Below are 16,223 nucleotides of genomic sequence, written 5' to 3' on the forward strand. Positions count from 1 at the left end.
GCGCCGACGGGGGCTCCCTCGTGCGGGTGAGGGAGATTTCCACAGGCGGGAGGCCCTCCACAGCGCTCGGCGGGCTCGGCGCGGGCGGAGGCAGTCTGGTCCCACGGCGATCGCGTCGCAGGTCCCACGCACCCGGTGAAACGGGCGCACGGGCGTGCGGCGTCGGCGATCGGCGGGGTGCGCGGCGCGGCACGCGAGGCGTGTGCGCCGGCACGGCAGACGCAGCCGTACGGGAGGGGCCCGTACGCGAGACCGTCCGACCGGAAGGGGCCGGGCGAGGGAGGGGTTCGCGATGAACGAGACCGTGGTCTCATCTTAGTCGTGGGTATCCTTGGGGTGTCGGTCAGGGAGGGGATGAAGTGACCACACTGAAAGCCGTGTTGGGGGCATCCGAGGTAACTGAGCGGACTGCCCGGGAGTACCTCCGCGTATCCAAAGGCAGAGGTCGCGTGGCCCGCAGTATCACGGACCAGCACACCGAGAACCTTGCGGCCGAGGAGGACTTCGGACCGTGGACGTGGGGCGAGCCCTACAAGGACACAGGGTCGGCTTCAAAATACGCCACCCGTTCGCGTGACGACTTCGAGAAGCTGCTGAACGACCTGCGGACCAGAGCCTTCGGCAAGCCCGGCGACGTCCTCGTACTGTGGGAGATCTCCCGCCTCGCCCGGGAGACGGGCAAAGGCGTCGAGATCGTCGACCTGAGCGAGGCCGGCGAATACCTGATCCACATCACCAGCCACGAGCGCACGTACAACCCGCGCAACTATAACGACCGGCACGAGCTGATCACCGGCATTGCCGAAGCGGAGAAGGAAGCGCGCCGTCTCTCCGCCCGTACCAACCGGGGCATCAGGTCCGCGGCGAAGGAGGGCCGTCCGCATGGCCGGATCCCGTTCGGCTTCGCCCGGGACTACGAGATGATCGACGGCCGTCAGCGGTGCGTCCGCCAGTATCCGGACCCGGCAAACGGGAAGCTGATCGCCGAGCTGTTCGTGCGCGCCGCCGGAGTGGCAGACAACCGGATGGGCGATGAGCGGGTACCGCTCCTGTTCGTGCGGGACACCGGCGAGGATGCACTTTCGGAGACGATTCACGCGATCGCCAAGCAGTGGGAGGCGCGCGGGGACTGGATCCCGGAAAAGGTCGTGAATGGTGAGGTGATCCCGTCGCGGCCGTACAGTCCGCAGCACCTGCGGGCGTTCCTCGTTCGCCACGTGTACGCGGGCCTGCGCAAGTTCAACGGCCAGATCCTCCCGGAGTGGGAGGGGATGACACCACTCGTCGCGCGCGAGCTGTTCGATCTGGTCCAGGACATCCTGGCCGACCCGTCCAGGAAGACGTACCAGGGCGGCGGGATCCGGTGGGTCTTGTCCACGACGATACGTGCCGACAAGTGCGGCGGTCCGATGGTCGTCGGAAAGCGGAAGGGGAAACAAGGTTACGAGTGCCAGCTCGACGGCTGCTGCTGGGTGCCCATGGAGGAGACGGACCACCTCATCATCGGCGAGCTGGACCGCTTCGATCCAGTTACGGGCGAGCGGCTACCGCCGAAGCTGGGGGTGATCCTGGCGTGGCTGGCGAACCCGGACCGGCACGCCGCTCTGCGGCACCGTCCAGAAGACGACCGTCAGCTGAAGACGCTCCGCGCCGAACTGGACGTGCTCAACCGAGAGCTGAAGTTGCTGAAGGACGCGCCGAAGCCGACGACGGCACTGGCCAGGATCGAACGCACCAAGGACATCGAGGAGTACGAGAAGAGCATCGCCGAGGCGGAAGCAAAGCTGAGGCGCGCGACGACGCCGGCACCGCTCGCCCGGCTGTTGCCGGATGAGCCCATCACCGATGTGGTGCGCTGGTGGCAGCAGACGGGCGTCGAGAAGCAGCGGGCCATCGCCGCAACGCTTCTGACGCCCAAACTGCTAGGCGAGGTGCGCATCATGCCGTCGCCCGTCAAGAGGAATGCTGTCCCGGTGGCCGAGCGGCTCGCCTGGCACCGTGGGGACCCATCAACGGCATCCGAAGCACACGCTCAGGACGATTAACGGGCGGACTTGACGTTCGGGGAGAGGTCGCTCCTGCCAGACGGTGTGGTGGGCCGCGTGGTCGGCTCCTGCCTGTGTGTGGAGCCCGGCGGTCCGGGGGGTGGGGGTGTGGCTCGGCTCGGCGGCTGCGTAGCGGGCCGCTGGGTGTGGCCCGGCGGCACGGTCTGCTTGCCGCCCCGGCCCTGCGACTTGGCAGCGCGCTGGTGGGCCGGCTTGGCGGTCAGCACCAGTGATTCGGGCACGGCTGGCGGAGTAGTCAGGCTCTCGCTGGTGCTGGGCTGCGTCGGGCTCGCCGGCGGGGCCGTCCTGCCCGGCGCTGACTGCGGCGCGTAGGCGGGAGATGAGACGGCCGGCGGAGCCGATGGCGGCGTCTGCTGGTCGGCGTCGGCCGCCCACGGCTGCACCGTAACCAAGGTGACGGTCGCGGTGGTGACCAGGGTTCCTGTTACTGCTGCGGCGACATGGCTGCGGTGTTGGCGGATGGCTTCACGTGCGGCCGTGCCGATGGTCACCAGCGCGGCGGTCACGGCGCCGCCGGAGTACAGCCGCAGATGTCTTCTGTGCCGGACGGGCCCAAGCCGGGTTGGTAAGACCGCGATGGTGGGCGAAAGTTCGGGATCGTGACCGTTGGCGACAGCTGCCTGCTGAGGCGGTCCGTCTCCGTCTCGGTCTTCGATCTCGTCGTCTTCGGTTATCAGTTGTCTGAGAAATGTCACTCGGGCTCGCTGGGCGCGCATCTGCCTGTCGACCCAGGTGATCTGCCGCCTGAGTTCGGCCAACTCGCCGAACAGGCGCCGCAAGAACAGACCGCCACAGATTGTGATGACGCCGAGCACACCCGCGACGATGACCACAGTCATGCCGTTCCCCTGTCGCGTGCGCGTCGGTCACCCGCACAATTGTTCGTTCCTGTACGGGAGATGCATCCTGCGCACAGAGTGACGTGGCTGTCACGCATATTCCAGAGGAACGTGACTGAACCGTTATACAGCTTTGCCCTGAGGAACTACCCAGTGCGGCGCGGGTGTTGCGGGCCGGACGCCCTCCGGGCCCGCTGCTTCATGACCGCCTCATAGTCGGCCGCCATCTCGCGCAGCACGGCCGCCCTGTCCTCGGGGTCCACGTCCTCCAGAGCGGCATCGATCATGCGGCGTACGTGTGAAGGGGCCGACCGCAGCACGTCCGGCATGGCCGGCGCCTGCTGCGCCTCCTGGCGCTCCATCTCCTTCAGGATGGCGGCCGCATCTGAATGGTGATCCTGGAGGCGCTCCGACGTGATCCCGACAGTGCGCGCCATCGCCGCCACCGTGGACGCCTTGCCCGGCACCGGCTTGCGCTTCTCCCCGCTCCCTCGGTAGCCGGCCTCGATCTGCCGCCAGCTGGACCCCGAGAAGCGGAACGGCATGTTCGCCGCCGCGGTCTCCGGACTCCAGCCCTTGGCCTCGCGGGCGACGCGGATGAGTGTGCCGTAGCCCGGCGGGCTGAGGTCCTGGTCAGCCATGCTTGCTCCCCCTCGTGGTCACTCGTACTTTCTCGAACTTTATTGAAGATCACCAGGTCACGCGAGGGCGTGCACGACTCTTTCACATGCAGTAGTTGGTTTCAGGACTTGCCACTTGTGAAAAGTGGTGGTGAGTCGTACAGTCGTCCACATGAACGAAGACCCAAGAGCCTTCCGCCGTCGGCGGATCGAGGCCGGTCTCAGCCAGACCGACCTCGCCAAGCAGGCCGGGGTCGCGCCGAGTCACATCTCGGACGTCGAGAACGGGCGCGCCGGGTTTTCCCCCAAGAACCTCAAGGCGATCGCTGATGCCCTCGGCTGCACGATCCGTGACCTGCTGCTTCCCGAGGACGACCAGACCGCCGCCAAGACCGCGAAGGTCGGAGTCTGATGCGCGCCCGCATCGACGCTGTGTGCCGGTGGGTCTGCAACTGCGGCCACCGCAACCCGATTTGGCGCGCCCAGTGCCGTTCCTGCGGCGCCGACCGCGAGTTCAGGGCAGGTGCGTCATGAGCCGCGAGATCGTCCTGACCATCCAGCCCGGCGAGTCCGTCGAGGCCTTCATCAGCCGGATCGCGGACACCGCGCCCGAGCCGCCGACGCGCCTCCTGGACCGCGTCCGCACTCTGCTCGCCGTCGACGCGTCGACGGTCACGCCGCTGCGCACGGCACCGCTGCGAACCGCCCGCACCGCCGCCTGAACGCACTGAGGGCCCGCCGGCCTGCACCCGACGAGCCCTCGGCCCACCAGCCCATCACCTTGAGAGAACCGAGGTGGACCCGATGCAAACCAGCATCGCACACACCGATCTGCTCGGCCCCCAGCCGACCTACGTCCCCCCGCTCGACATCGCCCGCGCCCTGGCCCGTCACGCGCTCGACCGGGCGAACGCCTTGGACCTGACAGTCGCCGACTCCTTCGCCATCGCCCGCGAGTTCGGCGGTGTCTGCGAGTCCCTGCGCCAGGTGCTGGACGCGCTCGACGTCGAGGACGGCGATCCCCGTGCCTGAGCCGCTCACCGACGACTACCTGCGCACGACGCAGCAGATCATCGCTGCCGTCCCGGCAGGCCCCTGGGAGCCGACCCCCAACGACCACGGCGCGCCGGACGGCGTCGGCCCGATCTCCTTCCTGGAGACCGGCTCCGACGAGTACCAGATGCCGATCGTCCAGTTCGTCGGCCACGCCCGCGAGGCACTGCCCCGGTACGTCGGCGAGGTGTCCCGGCAGCGCGACCAGATCCGCGCCCTGGAGCGGCGCGTGCGCCAGCTGGAGCAGGCTGGAGGCGGTGAGCGCCATGTCCGCTGACCTGACCTTCCCGTGGGCCCGCGAGTACGACGCCGACCAGCTCGCAGCGTTCATCGAAGACCTCTGGGGTGCTGCCTCCGGCGACAACGACCTCGCCACTCTCGACGCGATCGAAAAGGTCATCGCGGAACACGCCCCAGACCCGGTGCAGTGCCCGCTGACCGAGCGCGAACTGGACATCCTCACCGAACTGGCCAGCGGGGAGACCAAGGAGAGCGCGGGCCGCAAGCTGGGCCTCTCCACCGAGACGGTGCGCGCCCGCTGCCAGCAGATTTACGCGCGGCTCGGCGCCAAGAACATCGCCCATGCGGCGGCCATCGCAGAACGCCACGGCTGGCTCGCCGGTCTGCGTATGCCCGTGCCGGTCGAGGAGCCACCGGTGCGGCTGGGGCGTGCCTGGGCCCGAAGGCACCAGCAGCACGCGGCCGCCCTGCGACGGCTCCCCGGAAGCCAGCTCCCGATCGGGCCTTACACGTCGCACAACGGTGCCCGCAACGCAGCCCGGTGCATCCGTCGGGGCGTGTACCAGCCGTTCGAGCCCGCCGGGTCCTTCGACGCAGAGCCAGTCCGTGCCAATGGCGGCTGGATCGTCCTCGCCCGCTTCATCGGCACACCCACCACCACTACCGAAAGGCAAGCGTCATGAGCGCCCACACGCTCGACTACCGGGGCACCGTCGTGCCGGACCGGCCGGAGTCGCAGGAGGTGCTGACGCGCCTGGCCGTACTCGCCGAGCGGTACCGCGTCGGTTCCCGCGTCGTCCACGCTTGCGGCCGGCAGGGCACCGTCGCCCTTGACCAGCCGGAACACGTGCCCGGCCTCTTCGACGGCCAGCCGAGCACTGTCTGCCTGGCAGGCGAGTGGCAAGAGCCGATGGTGTTCGCGCACTGGCAGAACGAGTCCGACCTGACCTGGGGCGTCTGGGTGCCGGTGGCCAAGATCCGGCGCGGCTCCGCTCCGGCGACCAACCGGCCCGGCAACAGGGCCCTGATCGGTGGCCGTCGATGAGGTACGCGATGATCGCCGCCGACGGCGAACTCACCCACCACGACGACGAGCCGGACTGGGGGCTGCTCCTCGGCCCCGAGGTCAAGGCGCGCGTCCAACTGCCTGGGCTGGCTGTGACCGGCTGGGCCAACGACATCGGCCTGCTCTACCCCGACCGGTACCCGCGCAACATCGTCGGCTCGTGCGTGCTCGCCGCGCTCGGCGCGTCGATCCAGCCGTACGCCGGGGCCGTCGTCTTCACCGGCTGGAACCCGGACAACACCCCGCTCGGCCTGCTGGAGATCTGTTCCCTGCCGAAGCCCGTGACCGCGCTCGACACCGTGCACGGCGACGTCCTCAAGGCGCTCGCCGGGCAGACACCGCGCGACTTCTCACCCAGCTGGGCCGAGTCGATGCGCGAGATCGCCGACCACGTCCGGACCGGGCCCACCCCCAGCCTCACCGTGCGGATGGTGAGGCTGCCATGAAGACCACCCGCCCGGAGTTCACGTCATCCGCCGCCGCCGACACGAACACGGCCGCCGTGGAAGCGAAGGCAGGGGAGGGGCACATCCGTACCTCTGCCCCAGGGACCCCGCCTGCTCCGGGCGGGTCCCCGACCACCCGCTCAGCGTCAACGTCACCCGCCGCTGGCCCGCGCGACACAGCGGCGGGAGCGAAGGCGGGCGAGGGGCTGCCCTGTGCCTGTACCCCGAAGAACCCGCCTGCGCTGAGCGGGCCCCCGGCCGGGCGGGAGGCGACGATCCGTGTCTCCCGCCCGGTCACCCCCACCGCACGCCTCCTGCTGCCTGCCGGAGCACCAGTGGAGGACTGGCACGCTGCGCGCGGGCGGGGCGTGGGTGGGTCCGACGTCGCCGCCATCCTCGGCATGGACCCGCACCGCGGACCGCTGCACGTGTGGCTGGAGAAGACCGGTCAGGCACCCGAACGGCGCGACGCCCGGCTGGAGCGGGCGGCCCGGCGCGGACATCGACTCGAAGGCCTCACCGCCGAGTTCTTCGCCGAAGAGTCCGGCCTGACCGTCCTCGACTCGCCCGGCACCCTCCAGCACATCGACCACCCGCACTGGATCGCCAACCCCGACCGGCTCACCGCCGCCTCCGACGACCAGGCCCACGACGAACTGGGCGTCCTGGAGTGCAAATCCCGCACCTGGCGTTCCGCCCGCACCGAGGGCTGGCACGGCGACCAAGCACCCGACCGGCCCGCCATCCAAGCCCACTGGTACCTGACCGTCACCGGCTACCGGCACGCGCACGTCGCCGGGCTCATCGATGACGACCTGGAGTGGTGGCGGCTGGAGCGCGATGACGAACTGTGCAGCCTGCTCGCCGACGCCGTCGACCAGTTCTGGCACGACCACGTCCTCGCCGGCCTCCCGCCGAAGCCCGACGGCTCGCAGGCCACCGCCGATCTCCTGTCCCGGCTGTGGAACGCCCGCGAGGAAGCCACCGTCGAAGTCGACCCGGTGGAGACGATGCTGCTGAAGCAGCGCCGCCGCGAACTGAAGGAACAGCTCGCCGAGCTGGGTGACGAACTCACCGAGGTCGAGAACCAGATGCGGGCCAACGCCGGGAACGCCGAGGTCGCCACGATCGGCGCCCGCCCGGCCTACACCTGGCGGCAGAACGGCCAGTTTGCGCACGCCCGCTTCCGCGAGGCCGAACCGCAGCTGGCCGCCGACTACACCCACCTGGTCCCGGCCATCGACACCGAACGCCTCGCCACCGACCGCCCCGAGATCTACCGCAAGTTCAGGGCCCGCGTGCTGCGCGTGCCCTCGGAAGGATGACCATGTCCGAGTTGAAGGACCGCGTGAAGGCAGCAACCGGCGCCGACGAACAGCCGCCGGAACAGGCGCCGATCACCGATCTCGCCATCACCGACACCGCGCGCCAGTGGCTCCAGCGCCGCCAGACCTACTTCACGGACGCGCTCCCGCGACATGTCGACAAGGCACACTTCACAGCCGTTGCGCTCTCCGCCATGGAGAAGCTGAAGGACTGCACGCCCGCAAGCATCAACACCGCGCTGCTTGCCTGTGCCCGGTTCGGTCTGGAGCCGGACGGCCGTCAGGCCGCGATCGTTCCGTACAAGGGCGTCGCGACCTTCCAGCCGATGTACGAGGGCTACATCGAGCTGATGTACCGGCACCCGAGGGTCGACTCCGTTCACTTCGGGTGGATCCGGGAGAAGGACCAGTGGGACTACACGCCTACTGAACCGAGCCCCCGAGACTTCTTCCACAAGCCCCGCGTCGACCTGTCGGAGGAAGACCGCGGGCCGGTCATCCTCGCCTACGCCTTCGCGTGGATCGACGGCCGCCGCTCTCAGGTGATCATCCTCAACCGGGACCAGGCCACGAAGATCCGCGACAAATACTCGAAGGCCTACAAGAAGGCCGAGCGCGAGGGCACCAAGGACAGCCCCTGGCATACCGACTTCGACGCCATGTGGGCCAAGTCGGGCGTGCTCCGCCTCCGCAAAGTTGTGCCCACGTCGACCGAACTCGCCGAGCTGATCCAGACCGACGACGACCTCGACGACACCCAGGCCGCCCCGCCCGTCATCCGGGGCACCGTCATCGCCCGTGAGGACCAGACCGACAGCAGCGCCAGCGAGCAGCCGTCGGCGGCATGGCCGAAGACCGCCCAGCCCGGGTCCGGCGCCCAGGACAGCCCCGAGGCCGGTGACGAACTGTGAGCCACGACGAACGCGAAGAGATCATCGCTCAGCTGCGCGCAGCGGGAACGACGGCCATGGTCGCTGAGGAGTGGACGCCCGAGCGGGCCCTGAGCGTGCTGCGCGAGAACCGGCGCCGCTACGCCAACACCCGCGAGGGCATGGCCGTGAACAGCTGGGGTGCGGGCTTCGCCGAGGACGTCACGCAGCAGACCGGTCTCGCCCCGGCCGACATCTCCGCCGTCCTGCTGTACGCGTCCTCGTGGCTCGGCGGCCTCGCGGCCGTGAACAACCTGCCCGCGGTCGCCATCACCAACGTCATGGGGGCCGCCGCCGACGAACTGCACCAACAGGCGAACGGCTGTGAGCAGCCGTGACCGACGCCCGACGCGAAGCCGTCATCCGCGAACTCGCCCGGCGAGGCAGGCGAGCGTTCACCGCCGAGCAGTACACCCGGCAGGGCATGCTCGACGCGGTCAGGGAGAACCGGCGCCGCAACGCCAGTGACCCGCACGTGCATTTTGTGGGCGACGCCGCCCGGCACCTCGCCCAGGAGATCGCCAACGTCGTCGACCTGCCTCCGGCTGACATCGCCACCGTGCTCCTGGCCGCCGGAGGAGCCGGCGGGGTCATGGCCGAGCTGCACCACCTGCACGGCACCACCCTGGCCGGGATGTTCCAGACGGCCGCCGACGAGCTGGACCAGCAGGCGGCGGGTGGCGAGTCGTGACCAGCCCTGCCTTCCACATCACCGTGCACGGCACGCCGGGCCCGCAGGGCTCCAAGACTCGGAACGCTGCCGGTGCACTGTACGAGTCGTCGGCCAAGGTGAAGCCGTGGCGGGAGGCCGTGAAGTCGGCCGCGCTCGATGCCCTCGCCCACGACGAGACGTGGCAGCCGCTCCGCGAGGCGGTCCGGCTGGAGGTCGTGTTCACGCTGCCCCGGCCGAAGCACCATTTCGGTACCGGCCGCAACGCGGGCGTGGCGAAGCCGTCCGCTCCGCAGTTCCCGGTCGGCAAGCCGGACACGGACAAGTTGCTCCGCTCGACCCAGGACGCCTTGAAGGACGCGGGCGTGCTCCTGGACGACAGCGTCGTCACCGACACGGTCGCCGCCAAGCGATACGTACTCACCGCCGCCGACACCCTCTCGCATCCCGGCGCCGTCATTCGGGTCTGGCGCCTGAGCAAGCCCAAGGAGTCCGAGTCGTGACCCAGTTGAAGTTCGACGCAAAGGTGTCGGCGAGCGCGCAGGAGGCTCTGGAGTCGCACGTGCGGCCGGTGTACGACCAGCCCGGCGCCCGACGACTGTTCCTCGGCGAGTTCGCGCACATCGAGCGCACAGAGCCCGCGCCGGGCACGGAGAAGGAAGCCTCCGTCAAGGTGCGCATCACGCACCTGGAGCTGCCGAACCGGGAGCAGGAAGACGCCGTGCGCGATGCGCTGCGGTTCCTCCACCTCCAGCGCACCGCGCACGGCACCTTCGACGACGATGGCCAGCTCGAACTCGCCGACTCCACGCTCCGGCTGACCGGCGGAATGCTCGCCTTCATCGAGACCGCCCGGCTGCGGGCGGGCCTGGTGCACTGGCGGGAGTACGCGCAGCGGCTGATGCGCGGCCCCGACCTCACGGTCACTGAGATGCGCCACGAGATGCAGGCCCTCGCCGACGGCCTCACCGCCCTGCTGAACACCGCCCGCGACCACGACGGCGAGGACTGAGCCATGCCCACATTCCTCGCTGGTCTTGGCCTCGGCGGCATCTCGGGCGGCGTCACGTACGGACTCACCGCCGACGGCCACCTCGCCGCCCTGGCGGGCGTCATCGCAGCTGCCCTCACCTGGTGCGGCGTCGCCACCCTGCTGATCTTCGACGACTGACCTGTCCCTGCCCGCTTCCCATCGCGCCTGAGAGGAGGTGATCCCCATGCCTCAACGCGTTCGTGTCCCGCTGCGCGTCGTCGTCGGCTTCTACAGCGACGCCGCTGTGTCCGTGTACACGAAGGTCGCCGCCCTGGAGCGGCGCGAGACCGGATGCGAGGCCGGGGTCGCCTACCTTGCGGCGTTGCTCGGCATATCCCGGTCGACCGTCGAGCGGGCCCTGACCGAGCTGATGCGCCCGGCCCCGGATGACGACGTGTCCGAGGTCACCAGCTACCGGCGCACGCTGCCTGGCGGTACCGGCACGACGGCCGTGCGGCGCGTGCGCGTCGTCGGCCGGGCCGAGCACGGCGCATGGGTGCCGACCCGTGCCGCCGAAGCCCTCAGCCCCCGCCAGTTGCGGGCGTACGCCGCCCTCAGCTACGCCACGGCGACTGGTCACCGGATCACCCTCGCCGACCTGGGCAGGGTGCTGCGGCACCGGTCCGGGAAGAAGGCCGGCCAGCCCCTCGACCCTCGCTCCGTGCGCCGCATCCTCCGGGCCCTCGAAGACCTGGGCTGGATCAGTGTGGATCGGCGCGCCGGATACCGCGGCCGTCACGTCTACACGGTGCACGACGAGCCGGTGCAGGCGGCCCTGACTGCGGATCTTGATGAGGGATCTGGTGGGGATCTTGGCGATGGGTCCCTCGCGTCTAAGGAACACCACCTGACTGACTCACCTGACGATCCGCCCCCCGCCGCTTCTCCTATCCGCCGTAGGCGAGAGCAGGTAGTAGCGCGAGGGCCTGTGGAAAGCCCGCCGCTGCCCGCCGCGTTCCGGCGCCCGTACTCGGGGCCGCAGCTGAGTCTCGCTCCGCGGATTTGGCGAGTCCTCGAACCGGTCAAGCTGCTGCTGCCGGGCCTGTCGCCGTACGTGGTCCGCGAGTTGGCCCGGGAGATCGGCCGCCAGCTCGATGAGGGCCTGGAGCCGGAACGGATCCGCACGCGGCTGGAGTTCCGCTACGCCTCGACCGAGACCATCCGGGACGCGGGACGGTGGCTGCTCGGCGCAGCCGTCGTACGGCGCGGCTGCGAGCTCCCCGCCTGCGAGTCCGGGCGGATCTGGCGCACCGGCGCGCCCTGCGAGGTGTGCGCCGAGCTGCGCGCGGCCGACGGGCAGAGACCGCCTGGCAGGCCGCCCGGCCCCCGACGCCCCGTGTACCCGCGGCCGCCAGGCCGCTGGCACGAGTGCGAGTCCTGCCACGCCCCGTCCCGCGAGCCGTTCGCCGACGGCCTGTGCCGTCCCTGTCGCCCGCCCGCCGACCTGCTGAGGAGCCTGCGATGACCGAAGTGCCGCAGTCAGCTACGCCGCAGCTGCTCGCGCTCGCCGCCGCCGCCCGGCCGGACTGGTCCCCGGACCAGCTCCGCGACGTCCTCGCTCAGGCCCGCACCGAAGGCATGGCCTGGAGTCGCGTCCTGGTCCTGGTCGCCCAGCTGATCGCCGACCCCAACGCCGAGCCGCCGGACCTACTCGCCGAACTACCGGAGCCGTGGCGCTACCGCCGGCGGCCGCCCGGACCTGAGACCGCACACCGTGGCGCCGCCGCCGTGCGTGCGGCCCTCAACACCCACACCGACAGCACCACTTGATCCGAGAGGAGACGGCGATGACCGCAACGACGCACATCGCCGCACCACATGGCGCAGCACAGCCCCGACCGCTGACCGGCCTGCGCACCTGGTGGGCCGGCTTCACCCTCAAGCACTCCCGCCGCGTCCAGGCGGCCATGTTCCAGCGGCTGCACGACAGCCTGCCCCTGGACGACCCCGACCGGTACGCCCTGGAGTCCCCGGCCCTCGAGCGTGCGCTCCAGCAGCTGGCCGCCGAGCACCCGACCGCGGTCACTTCGGCCGACGGCGGCCCGGCCGCCCGCGAGAAGGACCGCGAGCAGCTGCTCCTCGCCACGTGCGACGCCTGGTTCCGCGACGTCCACGGGCCCGAGCACCGCTGGTCGCCGCGAACCATCGCCAGCTACGAGCGGCTCCAGGCTGACGTCCGCGCCTGCTTCCACCCGGACGGGGGCACGGCGTGACCACCGAGACCGCACCCGAGTACATCGCCAACAAGCGGACGCGGCGGGCCCTGCGGGACAACCTGTGGCGCATCACCGGCCGGAACATCGCCGAGGTCCGCATCACGCGCGTGCGCTGGGACGACGGCCTGCGCTGGTGCGCTCTCGCCCTCACCGTCGATCCCCAGCCGCCGTTCGGCCACCGCGAAGTGCCGCTCCCCGACGGCAGTCAGCACCGGGAGATCGCGCTGCTGCTGCGAGACGCGTTCCCGCACGCCAACTGGGCCCGCGCCCAGGACTACGACGTCGAGACCGGGGCTCTGCGCGAGCACGTCACGCCGATGCCCGAGTGCCTGCGGGGTGACGAGCAGTGAGCCAGACCAAGCCCCGGCCGCGCGCCGACCACCAGCACGCCGCCCAGCAGGCCCGGGAGATGCCCGGGCAATGGGTCCTCGCCGGCACCTACGCCAGCGGCGCGAGCGCCACCTCAGCCGCGCTCCAGGTCCGCACCGGCGAGCGTCTGGCCGCCTACCGGCCGGCGGGCGCCTTCCGGGCGCGCATGGAGGTCACGCAGGACGGCGCTGACTTGTGGGTCTGCTACGTCGCCCCGAGCGAACAGCACACGCGCGACTTTCGGGCGTCGCTCGCCGCCCGCATGACCGAGTCCCTCGACGACTTCTCCCACCGCCTCGACGCGGCCTGCGACACACCCCGGAGGTCCTGATGCTGGACGCCTTCAAGCGCACGGAGACCGCGAATGAGCGACGGCTGAAAGCGGAGAACCGCGATCTCCGCAACCAGCTCGCCGCCCTCGCTGAGCGTCTCGCCGACCTCCAGGCCGCGAACGAGGGTCACTACCGGGCTCAGTACGACGCCGCAGGAGGGCCCCGTTTCGACCGCAGGCAGACATTCCCTTCCCAGCCCAAGCCTGCTCCGGCTGGCTGGGGTCTGAAGGGCGGCGAACAGTGATCGCGTACGTGTTCCTCGGCGTTTTCGGGCTCGCTGTGGGCCTGGTGGCCGTCGCCGTTCGCTACGGGGAAGGGCCGGTGGACGCTGCCCGCCGGGCCGACGACGCCAGCGTGCTTCCTGACCACGTGCAGGAGTTCGTCGACGCCACCCCCACCGCCTGGCGCGCCAGCGCCTGACCCCATGACACCGCCCGCCGCCGCGGATGACACCCGGCCCCGGCGGCGGGCGGCACCACCACCGCCAGGAGGCCGTTCATGGTCTGCCCCTTCTGCAAGCGGGCCTATCCCTGCATCTGCCCGCCTCACATCACACCGTCCAGGAGCACCTCGTGAAGAAGCCCACACCGATCAAGAACCGCCTCAACACCACCTTGCTGATCGAGCACGTGGCCGCGGACCTCGGCACCACCCCGGCCGCCGTCCGCGACACGGTGATGGCCACCTTCGGCGTCATCGCCCGCGCCAATGCCTCCGGCCACGACGTGGCGATCACCAACTTCGTCACGTTCATCTCGCACCGCGTCAAGCGGACCAAGCGCCGTAACCCGCAGACCGGCGAGATGTTCACCGCGCCCGCCCACCAGGCCGTCCGGCTCCGCGTCTCCGATCACCTCGCCGACGCCGTCCGACGCCGCGACCGCAACGTCACCATCCACAAGGCCCCCAAGGGCAGCCGGAAGCCCGCGGAGTGAGCCATGAACTACACCGGTTCCGTCCCCGACACCGTGACCCGCCACCTCGACTGGATGGCCCGCATGGCCTGCCGCGCCGAGGACCCCAATCTGTTCTCCGACAAGCAGCACGAGCACCAGGCGCGCATCATCTGCGCCGTGCGCTGCCCGGTGCGCGCCCAGTGCCTCGCCAACGTCAAGCGTCTGGAGCGCGGCGACGCAGAGATCCGCCGGGACGGCGTCGTCGCCGGGCTCACCGCGCACGAGCGGTGGCGCCTCGACGCCGACGCCCCCGGCCACGACCCGAGCAAGCCGGTGCTCGTCTTCACCGGCGCCCCTCCGAGGTGCGGCACGTACAACGCGCTGCTGAGGCACCTGTGGCTGGGCGAGCGTATGGACCCGGAGTGCTGGAGCGGGGAGGTGCGGCGTGATCGCCTCAACCGGGTCACCGGGGCGGCGGAGCAGAATACCGAGATGGCGAGGGTCTCATGAAGGTCCGCGCCGACGTCGCCGAACTGCTGCAGGACGGCCTGTCCAACGCCGAGATCTCCCGGCGGCTCGGCATCCACCCCGGCAAGGTGGGCGAGGCTCGCCGCGCCCTTCGTCTGCCCGACTACCGGGACATGAAGGTCGGGCCGATCGCCGGACAGAGCCACCGCGATCACGGCACCCGCGCCAAGTACGTGGTGGAGAAGTGCCGGTGCAAGCCGTGCCGGGAGGCCAACCGGCTGGAACACGGGAATTCGTCCAGGCTCCAGGCGTACGGCCGTTGGCAGCCATACGTGGACGCCGGACCAGCCCGCGAGCACGTGAAGGCCTTGCAGGCCTACGGGCTCGGCTGGAAACGCATCGCCCACCTGGCCGACGTGCCCACTGGCGCAGTGGCCAAGCTGCTCTACGGGGACTCGCGGCGCGGCATGGCTCCGTCCATGCGGGTGCGGCCGGAGACCGAGGCCAAGCTCCTCGCAGTGAAGCCAACCCCAGGGAACCTGGGCGGCCACACCACCACCGAAGGCACCGGCACGGGCCGCCGCCTACAGGCCCTCATCGCGGGCGGCTGGCCGCAGGCACAGCTCGCGCGGCGCCTGGCCATGGAGCCGAGCAACTTCGGGTTGACGCTGCACTCGGAACGCGTGCTCATGTCCACGGCCCGCGCCGTGAGCCAGCTCTACGACGAACTGTGGAACGCGGACCCGCTGAACCACGGCGTCAGCCTGCAAGCCGTCTCCCGCGCCCGTAACCAGGCTCGCGCTAAGCAGTGGGCGCCGGTCGGCGCATGGGACGAGGACACCATCGACGACCCGATCGCCAAGCCGGACTGGACGGGCCAGTGCGGCACACCCGAGGGGTACTTCGCACACCGCCGCCACCGGCTCCTGCCCGCCTGCCAGCCCTGCAAGGACGCGCACACGGCCGTGGGCCTGGCACGCAAAGCGGGGGCGGCGTGACCCAGCCGGCCCTGTTCGCCTGCCCGTACGGCAGCTGTGACGCCTACGGCTACTGCCTCTGCGCCGAGGAAGAGCCACCCGACGAGGCCGCCCTCGAGCAGCTCGACGACATCGCCGACGGCCGCGCGCTCATCCTGCGCGGCCGGATCCGCGACATCGAGACCCTCCCGCCCATCGACACCTTCGACCCCACCCAGGAAACCTGATGTCCACCCTCACCGTCATCGCGATCGCCGTGGCCTTGGCCGCCGTCGTCGGCCTCTGCCTCGGCCTGCCCGACTGCTGGTTCTGCGCCCTGCTCGCCCTCGCCTGTCTCCTGGGCGGCGCCGACGCGGTCTACCGCGGCCTCACCCTGTGGGCCTTCGCCTTCCTCCTGTCCGGCGCGATGCTCGCCGGCGCCTCCGTGCACGCCGTCTACACCGCCAGCCGATCCCGGAGGCGGCAGTGACCCCTGGTCAGGTGCTCATCGTCTCTGCTCTCGGAGGCCTGGGCGCCGTACTCGGCCTGTTCGGCTTCGCACTCATCGCGCTCGCCCTGTTCGCCGCGGCCACTCGGCTCCTCGAGGCATGCGATGCCCACCGCGAGCGGCGCCGGGCCCTGAAAGACGGCCGCCGCCGGCTCGACAGCTTCACCACGATCGACGACCTGAAGGACTGA

30 protein-coding genes are annotated in these 16,223 nt (G+C 70.5%); 28 read left to right on the forward strand and 2 right to left on the reverse strand.

The features are described 5' to 3' along the window. Window positions 1-377: 377 nt before the first annotated feature. The gene (locus ACWD5D_RS09695; RefSeq protein ID WP_451372319.1) at window positions 378-2,045 is read left to right on the forward strand and encodes a recombinase family protein; all 1,668 of its coding nucleotides are present in this window, start codon (window positions 378-380) and stop codon (window positions 2,043-2,045) included. Here the strand turns inward: ACWD5D_RS09695 and ACWD5D_RS09700 are convergent. Both ACWD5D_RS09700 and ACWD5D_RS09705 read right to left on the reverse strand, forming a co-directional pair. After that, window positions 2,042-2,905: a hypothetical protein gene (locus ACWD5D_RS09700; protein WP_451372242.1), complete on the reverse strand. Its 864-nt coding sequence runs from the start codon at window positions 2,903-2,905 to the stop codon at window positions 2,042-2,044. The genes ACWD5D_RS09695 and ACWD5D_RS09700 overlap by 4 nt on opposite strands. A gap of 146 nt (window positions 2,906-3,051) precedes the next feature. Further along, window positions 3,052-3,546 (reverse strand): hypothetical protein, encoded by a 495-nt coding sequence (locus ACWD5D_RS09705; protein WP_451372243.1) that lies wholly within the window; start codon window positions 3,544-3,546, stop codon window positions 3,052-3,054. Between the two features lie 151 nt (window positions 3,547-3,697). Here ACWD5D_RS09705 and ACWD5D_RS09710 point away from each other — a divergent pair, with 151 nt between their 5' ends. The 27 genes from ACWD5D_RS09710 (at window position 3,698) to ACWD5D_RS09840 (ending at window position 16,223) form a co-directional block, all read left to right on the forward strand. After that, window positions 3,698-3,937 (forward strand): helix-turn-helix domain-containing protein, encoded by a 240-nt coding sequence (locus ACWD5D_RS09710; RefSeq protein WP_451372244.1) that lies wholly within the window; start codon window positions 3,698-3,700, stop codon window positions 3,935-3,937. 118 nt (window positions 3,938-4,055) lie between these two features. Then, window positions 4,056-4,247, forward strand: coding sequence for a hypothetical protein (locus ACWD5D_RS09715; protein WP_451372245.1), 192 nt, complete (start codon window positions 4,056-4,058; stop codon window positions 4,245-4,247). Between the two features lie 82 nt (window positions 4,248-4,329). Next, on the forward strand, window positions 4,330-4,557 hold the full coding sequence (locus ACWD5D_RS09720) for a hypothetical protein (RefSeq protein WP_451372246.1): 228 nt from the start codon (window positions 4,330-4,332) through the stop codon (window positions 4,555-4,557). Then, complete coding sequence (locus tag ACWD5D_RS09725; RefSeq protein WP_451372247.1) at window positions 4,550-4,855, forward strand: hypothetical protein; 306 nt, start codon at window positions 4,550-4,552, stop codon at window positions 4,853-4,855. The genes ACWD5D_RS09720 and ACWD5D_RS09725 overlap by 8 nt, the downstream gene beginning before the upstream one ends. Next, a complete protein-coding gene (locus tag ACWD5D_RS09730) occupies window positions 4,845-5,501 on the forward strand; it encodes a response regulator transcription factor (RefSeq protein WP_451372248.1) in 657 nt (218 codons plus the stop codon). The genes ACWD5D_RS09725 and ACWD5D_RS09730 overlap by 11 nt, the downstream gene beginning before the upstream one ends. Further along, window positions 5,498-5,863 carry a hypothetical protein gene (locus tag ACWD5D_RS09735; RefSeq protein WP_451372249.1) on the forward strand — a complete coding sequence of 122 codons (366 nt, stop codon included), beginning with the start codon at window positions 5,498-5,500 and terminating at the stop codon, window positions 5,861-5,863. Before ACWD5D_RS09730 ends, ACWD5D_RS09735 begins: the two co-directional genes overlap by 4 nt. Further along, complete coding sequence (locus ACWD5D_RS09740) at window positions 5,860-6,330, forward strand: hypothetical protein (protein WP_451372250.1); 471 nt, start codon at window positions 5,860-5,862, stop codon at window positions 6,328-6,330. Before ACWD5D_RS09735 ends, ACWD5D_RS09740 begins: the two co-directional genes overlap by 4 nt. Continuing rightward, window positions 6,327-7,655, forward strand: coding sequence for a lambda-exonuclease family protein (locus tag ACWD5D_RS09745; protein ID WP_451372251.1), 1,329 nt, complete (start codon window positions 6,327-6,329; stop codon window positions 7,653-7,655). Before ACWD5D_RS09740 ends, ACWD5D_RS09745 begins: the two co-directional genes overlap by 4 nt. Before the next feature lie 2 nt (window positions 7,656-7,657). Further along, on the forward strand, window positions 7,658-8,566 hold the full coding sequence (locus ACWD5D_RS09750) for a recombinase RecT (RefSeq protein ID WP_451372252.1): 909 nt from the start codon (window positions 7,658-7,660) through the stop codon (window positions 8,564-8,566). Continuing rightward, window positions 8,563-8,922 (forward strand): hypothetical protein, encoded by a 360-nt coding sequence (locus tag ACWD5D_RS09755; protein ID WP_451372253.1) that lies wholly within the window; start codon window positions 8,563-8,565, stop codon window positions 8,920-8,922. The genes ACWD5D_RS09750 and ACWD5D_RS09755 overlap by 4 nt, the downstream gene beginning before the upstream one ends. After that, window positions 8,919-9,275, forward strand: a complete 357-nt coding sequence (locus tag ACWD5D_RS09760) for a hypothetical protein (protein ID WP_451372254.1) — start codon at window positions 8,919-8,921, stop codon at window positions 9,273-9,275. Before ACWD5D_RS09755 ends, ACWD5D_RS09760 begins: the two co-directional genes overlap by 4 nt. After that, window positions 9,272-9,757 (forward strand): RusA family crossover junction endodeoxyribonuclease, encoded by a 486-nt coding sequence (locus ACWD5D_RS09765; protein WP_451372255.1) that lies wholly within the window; start codon window positions 9,272-9,274, stop codon window positions 9,755-9,757. Before ACWD5D_RS09760 ends, ACWD5D_RS09765 begins: the two co-directional genes overlap by 4 nt. Then, window positions 9,754-10,266 (forward strand): hypothetical protein, encoded by a 513-nt coding sequence (locus tag ACWD5D_RS09770; RefSeq protein ID WP_451372256.1) that lies wholly within the window; start codon window positions 9,754-9,756, stop codon window positions 10,264-10,266. The genes ACWD5D_RS09765 and ACWD5D_RS09770 overlap by 4 nt, the downstream gene beginning before the upstream one ends. 3 nt (window positions 10,267-10,269) lie before the next feature. Beyond that, window positions 10,270-10,425, forward strand: a complete 156-nt coding sequence (locus tag ACWD5D_RS09775; protein ID WP_451372257.1) for a hypothetical protein — start codon at window positions 10,270-10,272, stop codon at window positions 10,423-10,425. 46 nt (window positions 10,426-10,471) lie between these two features. Next, window positions 10,472-11,752, forward strand: coding sequence for a hypothetical protein (locus ACWD5D_RS09780; RefSeq protein ID WP_451372258.1), 1,281 nt, complete (start codon window positions 10,472-10,474; stop codon window positions 11,750-11,752). Beyond that, window positions 11,749-12,057, forward strand: a complete 309-nt coding sequence (locus ACWD5D_RS09785; RefSeq protein WP_451372259.1) for a hypothetical protein — start codon at window positions 11,749-11,751, stop codon at window positions 12,055-12,057. The genes ACWD5D_RS09780 and ACWD5D_RS09785 overlap by 4 nt, the downstream gene beginning before the upstream one ends. 17 nt (window positions 12,058-12,074) lie before the next feature. Next, complete coding sequence (locus ACWD5D_RS09790; RefSeq protein ID WP_451372260.1) at window positions 12,075-12,500, forward strand: hypothetical protein; 426 nt, start codon at window positions 12,075-12,077, stop codon at window positions 12,498-12,500. Then, a complete protein-coding gene (locus ACWD5D_RS09795) occupies window positions 12,497-12,853 on the forward strand; it encodes a hypothetical protein (protein WP_451372261.1) in 357 nt (118 codons plus the stop codon). The genes ACWD5D_RS09790 and ACWD5D_RS09795 overlap by 4 nt, the downstream gene beginning before the upstream one ends. After that, the gene (locus ACWD5D_RS09800; protein ID WP_451372262.1) at window positions 12,850-13,203 is read left to right on the forward strand and encodes a hypothetical protein; all 354 of its coding nucleotides are present in this window, start codon (window positions 12,850-12,852) and stop codon (window positions 13,201-13,203) included. The genes ACWD5D_RS09795 and ACWD5D_RS09800 overlap by 4 nt, the downstream gene beginning before the upstream one ends. After that, window positions 13,203-13,448 (forward strand): hypothetical protein, encoded by a 246-nt coding sequence (locus ACWD5D_RS09805; protein WP_451372263.1) that lies wholly within the window; start codon window positions 13,203-13,205, stop codon window positions 13,446-13,448. The genes ACWD5D_RS09800 and ACWD5D_RS09805 overlap by 1 nt, the downstream gene beginning before the upstream one ends. Continuing rightward, window positions 13,445-13,624, forward strand: coding sequence for a hypothetical protein (locus ACWD5D_RS09810; protein ID WP_451372264.1), 180 nt, complete (start codon window positions 13,445-13,447; stop codon window positions 13,622-13,624). The genes ACWD5D_RS09805 and ACWD5D_RS09810 overlap by 4 nt, the downstream gene beginning before the upstream one ends. Before the next feature lie 152 nt (window positions 13,625-13,776). Next, window positions 13,777-14,139, forward strand: a complete 363-nt coding sequence (locus ACWD5D_RS09815) for an HU family DNA-binding protein (protein ID WP_451372265.1) — start codon at window positions 13,777-13,779, stop codon at window positions 14,137-14,139. Window positions 14,140-14,142: 3 nt separating this feature from the next. After that, window positions 14,143-14,610, forward strand: a complete 468-nt coding sequence (locus tag ACWD5D_RS09820) for a WhiB family transcriptional regulator (protein WP_451372266.1) — start codon at window positions 14,143-14,145, stop codon at window positions 14,608-14,610. Continuing rightward, window positions 14,607-15,566: a hypothetical protein gene (locus ACWD5D_RS09825; protein ID WP_451372267.1), complete on the forward strand. Its 960-nt coding sequence runs from the start codon at window positions 14,607-14,609 to the stop codon at window positions 15,564-15,566. Before ACWD5D_RS09820 ends, ACWD5D_RS09825 begins: the two co-directional genes overlap by 4 nt. Next, window positions 15,563-15,772 (forward strand): hypothetical protein, encoded by a 210-nt coding sequence (locus ACWD5D_RS09830; protein WP_451372268.1) that lies wholly within the window; start codon window positions 15,563-15,565, stop codon window positions 15,770-15,772. Before ACWD5D_RS09825 ends, ACWD5D_RS09830 begins: the two co-directional genes overlap by 4 nt. Continuing rightward, complete coding sequence (locus tag ACWD5D_RS09835; protein ID WP_451372269.1) at window positions 15,772-16,014, forward strand: hypothetical protein; 243 nt, start codon at window positions 15,772-15,774, stop codon at window positions 16,012-16,014. Before ACWD5D_RS09830 ends, ACWD5D_RS09835 begins: the two co-directional genes overlap by 1 nt. Next, a complete protein-coding gene (locus ACWD5D_RS09840; protein WP_451372270.1) occupies window positions 16,011-16,223 on the forward strand; it encodes a hypothetical protein in 213 nt (70 codons plus the stop codon). Before ACWD5D_RS09835 ends, ACWD5D_RS09840 begins: the two co-directional genes overlap by 4 nt.

The organism is Streptomyces sp. NPDC002520 (genome assembly GCF_053595235.1).